1 protein-coding gene is annotated in these 10264 nt (G+C 42.7%); it reads left to right on the top strand.

Annotation, left to right across the window (positions count from 1 at the left end; genetic code table 11):
- Positions 1–10161: T9SS type B sorting domain-containing protein (locus tag BLW23_RS22995; protein WP_143032269.1), on the top strand; the 10161-nt coding region annotated here is incomplete at its 5' end.
- Between the last annotated feature and the right edge of the window lie 103 nt (positions 10162–10264).

The raw sequence follows: 10264 nt of genomic DNA, 5'->3' as shown, positions 1-10264 counted from the left end.
GTTTGTGATACAATAGATCCCGATCCAACCGACCCATGTAATCCAACCAGTACCGATACTGATGGCGATGGTGTATGTGATGCAGTAGATCCTGATCCAAGTGATCCATGTAGTCCAGATGCAACAGATGTTGATGGCGATGGTATTTGTGACGCAATAGATCCAGATGTAACCGATCCATGTGGTCCAGAAGATTTGGATAGTGATGGCGATGGTGTTTGTGATAGTGTAGATCCTGATCCAAGTGATCCATGTGTACCAGATGCAACGGATGCAGATAATGATGGCGTATGTGATAGTGTAGATCCCGATCCAGCGGATCCATGTAATCCAAATGGACACGATGAGGATGGCGATGGCGTATGTGATGCAGTAGATCCAAATCCAACGGATCCATGTGTACCCGATGCAACAGATAGTGATGGCGATGGTATCTGTGATAGTGTAGATCCAAACCCGACCGATCCATGTATTCCAAACGGACATGATGAAGATGGTGATGGTGTTTGTGATACGGTAGATCCAAACCCAACGGATCCATGTATTCCAAATGGAATAGATGCGGATAATGATGGCGTATGTGATAGTATAGACCCAGATCCAGCAGATCCATGTAATCCAAATAGTAATGACGAAGATGGCGATGGTTATTGTGATGGAGTAGATCCAAATCCAACAGATCCATGTATTCCAGATGCAAGCGATGCCGATGGCGATGGTATTTGTGACACGATAGATCCCGACCCAAATAATCCATGTAATCCAGATAGTGCAGATGAAGATGGTGATGGTTATTGTGATGCAATAGATCCGAATCCAACAGATCCATGTATTCCAGATGCAACAGATGCGGATGGCGATGGCATTTGTGATACGATAGATCCCGATCCAAATAATCCATGTAATCCAGATAGTGCAGATGAAGATGGTGATGGTTATTGCGATACAATAGATCCAAACCCAACAGATCCATGTATTCCAGATGCAACAGATGCAGATGGTGATGGTATTTGTGATACGATAGATCCTGATCCAAATAGTCCATGTGATCCAAATGCATTAGATACCGATGGCGATGGCGTATGCGATACAGTAGATCCTGACCCAACCGATCCGTGTAGTCCAAATGGAGCAGATACCGATGGTGATGGCGTATGTGATGCAATCGATCCAAATCCAACGGATCCATGTATACCAAATGGAACAGATGTAGATGGCGATGGTATTTGTGATACGGTAGATCCAGATATTACGGATCCATGTCCAATAGGAGCACCAGATGCGGATGGCGATGGTATTTGCGATGCAGTAGATCCGAATCCAACAGATCCATGTGTTCCAAATGGAACGGATAGTGATGGCGATGGTGTTTGTGATGCAGTAGATCCTGATCCAAATGATCCATGTAGCCCAGATAACACAGATGCAGATGGCGATGGCGTATGTGATACAATAGATCCCGATCCAGCGGATCCATGTAACCCAAATAGTAGTGATGAAGATAATGATGGCGTTTGTGATACGGTAGATCCAGATCCAACAGACCCATGTAATCCAGATAGTGCAGATGCAGATGGCGATGGTATTTGTGATACAGTAGATCCCGATCCAGCGGATCCATGTAATCCAAATAGTAATGATGAGGATAATGATGGCGTTTGTGATACTGTTGATCCAGATCCAACGGATCCATGTGTACCAAACAATACAGATGCAGATGGCGATGGAATCTGTGATACGGTAGACCCTGATCCAGCAGACCCATGTAATCCAAATAGTAATGATGAGGATAACGATGGTATATGTGATACGGTAGATCCCGATCCAACAGATCCATGTATACCAAATAACACAGATGCAGATGGCGATGGCGTTTGTGATACAGTAGACCCCGATCCAGCAGATCCATGTAATCCAAATAGTAATGATGAGGATGGCGATGGCGTATGTGATACAGTCGATCCAGATGTAACAGACCCATGTAGCCCAGATAGCGCTGATGCAGATGGTGATGGAATCTGTGATACGATAGACCCAGATCCAGCAGACCCATGTAATCCAAATAGTAATGATGAAGACGGTGATGGCGTTTGTGATACCATAGACCCAGCACCAAGTGATCCATGTATACCGGATAACACGGATGCAGATGGTGATGGTGTATGTGATACGGTAGATCCCGATCCAACGGATCCATGTATACCTAATGCAACCGATATAGATAATGATGGCGTTTGTGATACTGTTGATCCCGATCCAACCGACCCATGTAATCCAAATGTAACAGATAGTGATGGTGATGGCGTATGTGATGTGATTGATCCAAATCCAGCAGATCCATGTATTCCAAATCCATTTGCAATAGCCACAGGGGATTGTGATGGTGATGGAATAAGCAATGGTTCAGAATACGATGCAGACGGAGATGGAAACGGACCAGATGACTCAGATGGCGATGGTATTCCAGATGTCTTAGATACTGATGATGATGGTGATGGAATTCCAACCAGCGAAGAAGTTGGAACAGATCCAACGAATCCAACTGATACCGATGGTGATGGAACACCAGATTATTTAGATACCGATAGTGATAATGACGGAGTATCCGATCTTATAGAAGGCGGAGGCGATCCTAGTCTAGATGCTGATAATGACGGTGTGATTGATGATCAAACTGATACCGATGGCGATGGACTGGCAGATTCAGTAGATTCAGATAATGGAGGAACTGCATCAACAGGACCAGATAGTGACGGTGATGGACTTCCAGATTACCAAGACTTAGATAGTGATGGTGATGGTATCAATGATGTAGATGAAGCAGGAGGAACAGATACCGACGGAGATGGTCAAATAGACACAGGAGATTTGGTAGATGGAAACAATTTACCAGACACTGATGGTGATGGAACCCCAGATGTTGAAGAGCCAAACAATCCAGACTTGCCAGGTAACTTAGATTTAGATGGCGATGGCGTAATTGATGATCAAACAGATAGTGACGGTGATGGTATTGCAGATTCCGTAGATGGCTTAGATGGCTTTGGAGATGCAGAGCAAACCGATACAGATGGCGATGGTATTGCAGATATCCATGATTTAGATTCTGATAATGATGGAATCTTAGATAGCGTGGAACAAGATGGTGATCCAAATAGAGATACCGATGGCGATGGTATTCCAGATCATTTAGATTTAGATAGTGATGGCGACGGAATCTTAGATATTGTAGAAAGTGGACAAGATGCAGCGACACTTGATGCCGATGGAGATGGAATGTTAGATAGCACAGTAGATGCTGATAACGATGGTATTGTTGATACAGCTGATAATGATGATAATGACATCAATGCAGGCGGAAGTACTACACCAACGGATAGTGACGGCGATGGAATGCCAGACTTCCAAGATACCGATAGTGATAATGACGGAGTATCCGACCTTATAGAAGGCGGAGGCGATCCTAGTTTAGATTCTGATAATGACGGTGTGATTGATGATCAGACCGATACAGATGGAGATGGTATTGCAGATTCAGTAGATCCAGATAATGGAGGAACTGCATCAACAGGACCAGATACTGATGGCGATGGACTTCCAGATTATCAAGACTTAGATAGTGATGGTGATGGTATCAATGATGTAGATGAAGCAGGAGGAACAGATACCGACGGAGATGGTCAAATAGACACAGGAGATTTGGTAGATGGAAACAATTTACCAGACACTGACGGCGATGGAACTCCGGATGTTGAAGAACCAAACAACCCAGACTTACCAGGTAACTTAGATTTAGATGGCGATGGCGTAATTGATGATCAAACAGATAGTGACGGTGATGGTATTGCAGATTCAGTAGATGGTTTAGATGGTTTTGGAGATGCAGAGCAAACCGATACAGATGGCGATGGTATTGCAGATATTCATGATTTAGATTCTGATAATGATGGAATCTTAGATAGCGTGGAGCAAGATGGTGATCCAAATAGAGATACCGATGGTGATGGTATTCCAGATCATTTAGATTTAGATAGTGATGGCGATGGAATCTTAGACATTGTAGAAAGTGGACAAGATGCAGCGACACTTGATGCCGATGGAGATGGAATGTTAGATAGCACAGTAGATGCTGATAACGATGGTATTGTAGATACAGCTGATAATGATGATAATGACATCAATGCAGGCGGAAGTACTACACCAACGGATAGTGACGGCGATGGAATGCCAGACTTCCAAGATACCGATAGTGATAATGACGGAGTATCCGACCTTATAGAAGGCGGGGGCGATCCTAGTTTAGATGCTGATAATGACGGTGTGATTGATGATCAAACAGATACTGATGGTGATGGACTGGCTGATTCAGTAGATCCAGATAATGGAGGAACTTCATCAACAGGACCAGATACAGATGGCGATGGACTTCCAGATTATCAAGACCTAGATAGTGATGGTGATGGTATCAATGATGTAGATGAAGCAGGAGGAATAGATACCGACGGAGATGGTCAAATAGACACAGGAGATTTGGTAGATGGAAACAATTTACCAGACACAGATGGTGATGGAACTCCAGATGTAGAAGAACCTAACAATCCAGACTTGCCAGGTAACTTAGATTTAGATGGCGATGGCGTAATTGATGATCAAACCGATAGTGACGGTGATGGTATTGCAGATTCAGTAGATGGCTTAGTTGGCTTTGGAGATGCAGAACAAACCGATACAGATGGCGATGGTATTGCAGATATCCATGATTTAGATTCTGATAATGATGGAATCTTAGATAGCGTGGAGCAAGATGGTGATCCAAATAGAGATACAGATGGCGATGGTATTCCAGATCATTTAGATTTAGATAGTGATGGCGATGGAATCTTAGACATTGTAGAAAGTGGACAAGATGCAGCAACACTTGATGCCGATGGAGATGGAATGTTAGATAGCACGATAGATGCTGATAACGATGGTATTGTAGATACGGCTGATAATGATGATAATGACATCAATGCAGGTGGAAGTACTACACCAACGGATAGTGACGGCGATGGAATGCCAGACTTCCAAGATACCGATAGTGACAATGATGGAATCTCAGATTTAGTAGAAGGCGGAGGCGATCCTAGTTTAGATGCTGATAATGACGGTGTGATTGATGATCAAACCGATACCGATGGCGATGGACTGGCAGATTCAGTAGATCCAGATAATGGAGGAACTGCATCAACAGGACCAGATACCGATGGTGACGGACTTCCAGATTATCAAGACTTAGATAGTGATGGCGATGGTATCAATGATGTAGATGAAGCAGGAGGAACAGATACCGACGGAGATGGTCAAATAGACACAGGAGATTTAGTAGATGGAAACAATCTACCAGACACTGATGGCGATGGAACCCCAGATGTTGAAGAGCCAAACAATCCAGATTTGCCAGGTAACTTAGATTTAGATGGCGATGGCGTAATTGATGATCAAACAGATAGTGACGGTGATGGTATTGCAGATTCAGTAGATGGCTTAGTTGGCTTTGGAGATGCAGAACAAACCGATACTGATGGCGATGGTATTGCAGATATCCATGACTTAGATTCTGATAATGATGGAATCTTAGATAGCGTGGAGCAAGATGGCGATCCAAATAGAGATACCGATGGCGATGGTATTCCAGATCATTTAGATTTAGATAGTGATGGCGATGGAATCTTAGACATTGTAGAAAGTGGCCAAGATGCAGCAACACTTGATGCCGATGGTGATGGAATGTTAGATAGCACAGTAGATGCCGATAACGATGGTATTGTAGATACGGCTGATAATGATGATAATGACATCAATGCAGGCGGAAGTACTACCCCAACGGATAGTGACGGCGATGGAATGCCAGACTTCCAAGATACCGATAGTGATAATGACGGAGTATCCGACCTTATAGAAGGCGGAGGCGATCCTAGTTTAGATACTGATAATGATGGTGTGATTGATGATCAAACTGATACCGATGGCGATGGACTGGCAGATTCAGTAGATCCAGATAATGGAGGAACTTCATCAACAGGACCAGATACCGATGGCGATGGACTTCCAGATTATCAAGACTTAGATAGTGATGGCGATGGTATCAATGATGTAGATGAAGCAGGAGGAACAGATACCGACGGAGATGGTCAAATAGACACAGGAGATTTGGTAGATGGAAACAATTTACCAGACACTGATGGAGATGGAACCCCAGATGTTGAAGAGCCAAACAATCCAGATTTGCCAGGTAACTTAGATTTAGATGGCGATGGCGTAATTGATGATCAAACAGATAGTGACGGTGATGGTATTGCAGATTCAGTAGATGGCTTAGTTGGCTTTGGAGATGCAGAACAAACCGATACTGATGGCGATGGTATTGCAGATATCCATGACTTAGATTCTGATAATGATGGAATCTTAGATAGCGTGGAGCAAGATGGCGATCCAAATAGAGATACCGATGGCGATGGTATTCCAGATCATTTAGATTTAGATAGTGATGGCGATGGAATCTTAGACATTGTAGAAAGTGGCCAAGATGCAGCAACACTTGATGCCGATGGTGATGGAATGTTAGATAGCACAGTAGATGCCGATAACGATGGTATTGTAGATACGGCTGATAATGATGATAATGACATCAATGCAGGCGGAAGTACTACCCCAACGGATAGTGACGGCGATGGAATGCCAGACTTCCAAGATACCGATAGTGATAATGACGGAGTATCCGACCTTATAGAAGGCGGAGGGGATCCTAGTTTAGATACTGATAATGATGGTGTGATTGATGATCAAACTGATACCGATGGCGATGGACTGGCAGATTCAGTAGATCCAGATAATGGAGGAACTTCATCAACAGGACCAGATACCGATGGCGATGGACTTCCAGATTATCAAGACTTAGATAGTGATGGCGATGGTATCAATGATGTAGATGAAGCAGGAGGAACAGATACCGACGGAGATGGTCAAATAGACACAGGAGATTTGGTAGATGGAAACAATTTACCAGACACTGATGGAGATGGAACCCCAGATGTTGAAGAGCCAAACAATCCAGACTTGCCAGGTAACTTAGATTTAGATGGCGATGGGGTAATTGATGATCAAACAGATAGTGACGGTGATGGTATTGCAGATTCCGTAGATGGTTTAGATGGCTTTGGAGATGCAGAGCAAACCGATACTGATGGCGATGGTATTGCAGATATCCATGATTTAGATTCTGATAATGATGGAATCTTAGATAGTGTGGAGCAAGATGGTGATCCAAATAGAGATACCGATGGCGATGGTATTCCAGATCATTTAGATTTAGATAGTGATGGCGACGGAATCTTAGATATTGTTGAAAGTGGACAAGATGCAGCGACACTTGATGCAGATGGTGATGGAATGTTAGATAGCACGATAGATGTCGATAACGATGGTATTGTAGATACGGCTGATAATGATGATAATGACATCAATGCAGGCGGAAGTACTACACCAACGGATAGTGACGGCGATGGAATGCCAGACTTCCAAGATACAGATAGTGATAATGACGGCGTATCCGATCTTATAGAAGGCGGAGGCGATCCTAGTCTAGATGCTGATAATGACGGTGTGATTGATGATCAGACCGATACCGATGGAGATGGACTGGCAGATTCAGTAGATCCAGATAATGGAGGAACTGCATCAACAGGACCAGATACTGATGGTGATGGACTTCCAGATTATCAAGACTTAGATAGTGATGGCGATGGCATCAATGATGTAGATGAGGCAGGAGGAACAGATACGGACGGAGATGGTCAAATAGATACAGGAGATTTAGTAGATGGAAACAATCTACCAGATACTGACGGCGATGGAACTCCAGATGTAGAAGAACCAAACAATCCAGACTTGCCAGGTAACTTAGATCTAGATGGAGACGGCGTAATTGATGATCAAACAGATAGTGACGGTGATGGTATTGCAGATTCAGTAGATGGCTTAGATGGCTTTGGAGATGCAGAGCAAATCGATACAGATGGCGATGGTATTGCAGATATTCATGATTTAGATTCTGATAATGATGGAATCTTAGATAGTGTGGAGCAAGATGGTGATCCAAATAGAGATACCGATGGCGATGGTATTCCAGATCATTTAGATTTAGATAGTGATGGCGATGGAATCTTAGATATTGTAGAAAGTGGACAAGATGCAGCGACACTTGATGCCGATGGTGATGGAATGTTAGATAGCACAGTAGATGCCGATAACGATGGTATTGTAGATACAGCTGATAATGATGATAATGACATCAATGCAGGTGGAAGTACTACACCAACGGATAGTGACGGCGATGGAATGCCAGACTTCCAAGATACCGATAGTGACAATGATGGAATCTCAGATTTAGTAGAAGGCGGAGGCGATCCTAGTTTAGATGCTGATAATGATGGTGTGATTGATGATCAGACCGATACCGATGGCGATGGACTGGCAGATTCAGTAGATCCAGATAATGGAGGAACTGCATCAACAGGACCAGATACCGATGGAGATGGGGTTCCAGATTATCAAGATTTAGATAGTGATGGCGATGGTATCAATGATGTAGTTGAAGCAGGTGGCTCAGATTCTGACTATGATGGTCAAATAGACACAGGAGATTTAGTAGATGGAAACAATCTACCAGACACTGATGGCGATGGAATTCCAGATGTAGAAGAACCAAACAATTCTGATTTACCAGGTGATCTTGATAGTGATGGAGATGGCGTAATTGATGATCAAACGGATAGTGACGGTGATGGTATTGCAGATTCCGTAGATGGCTTAGATGGCTTTGGAGATGCAGAATCTACCGATACTGATGGTGATGGTATTCCTGATGTTGATGATTTAGATGATGATAATGATGGAATCTTAGATAGTGTGGAACAAGATGGTGATCCAAATAGAGATACCGATGGAGATGGTATTCCAGATCACTTAGATTTAGATAGTGATGGCGATGGAATTTTAGATCTTGTAGAAAGTGGACAAGATGCAGATGTTGTCGATGCTGATGGAGATGGAGTTTTAGATAGTACTATAGATGCCGATAACGATGGGATTATAGATACAGCTGATGCTGATGATTCAGACCCGAACTCAGGAGGAAAGATTACTCCCGTAGACACTGATGGTGATGGGAATCCAGATTTCCAAGATTTAGATAGTGATAATGATGGAATTTCAGATTTATCTGAAGGAGGCACAGACGCTTCATTAGATAGTGATGGTGATGGAGTACTTGATAATTTGAATGATGCAGATGGAGACGGTATTGCTGACGTTGTCGACCCAGATAATGGAGGAGATTCGGCTACTATTCCTGATACTGATGGAGATGGAACTCCAGATTATCAAGATTTAGATAGTGATAATGATGGAATGTCTGACTTAATCGAGGGAGGAAGTGATACTTCACTTGATAGCGATGGAGACGGAATGATTGATGATACTACCGATACCGATGGCGATGGGATGGTAGATTCAGTAGATCCAGATAATGGAGGAGATGTACCAGATACACCTGATTTAGATGGTGATGGAACTCCAGATTATCAAGATATTGATGACGATGGAGACGGTATTTTAACTTCAGAAGAGGATGTTGATGGCGATGGTGACCCGAATAATGATGATACAGATGAAGATGGTATTCCAGATTATTTAGATACCGATGATGATGGCGATGGTATTGATACGGTTGATGAGCATGCCGATGATAATGGTAATGGGACTCCTGATGATGCGATGGACTCTGATAGTGATGGTATTCCAGATTATTTAGATCCTGATACTGAGCCATGTTTAACTGTGTTTAATGAGTTTACACCAAACGGTGATGGTCATAATGATACGTTTATTATCAATTGTATAACAGAAGATCAGTACAAGAACAACCGATTAGAAGTTTATAACCGTTGGGGTAATATAGTATATAGTAAAACGAGTTATGATAATAGTTGGGATGGAACGTCAAATGGAAGAGTTAATATTCAAGTTGAGGAGAAACTTCCATCAGGAACATATTACTATGTCCTTGATCTTGGTGATGGCACCGAACCAAAAGTCGGTTGGGTTTATTTAAATAGGTAATAATATTTTAAAGTAAAATTAATTAAAACGTAAACTTTTTGAAGAATTAAAAAAACACCTTGCTTTAAAGGTGTTTTTTTAATTGTCAATCACTACAATTACA

It is taken from the genome of Tenacibaculum sp. MAR_2009_124, assembly GCF_900105455.1.
Classification (GTDB): domain Bacteria; phylum Bacteroidota; class Bacteroidia; order Flavobacteriales; family Flavobacteriaceae; genus Polaribacter.
This window is presented reverse-complemented; position numbering and strand designations above follow the sequence as displayed.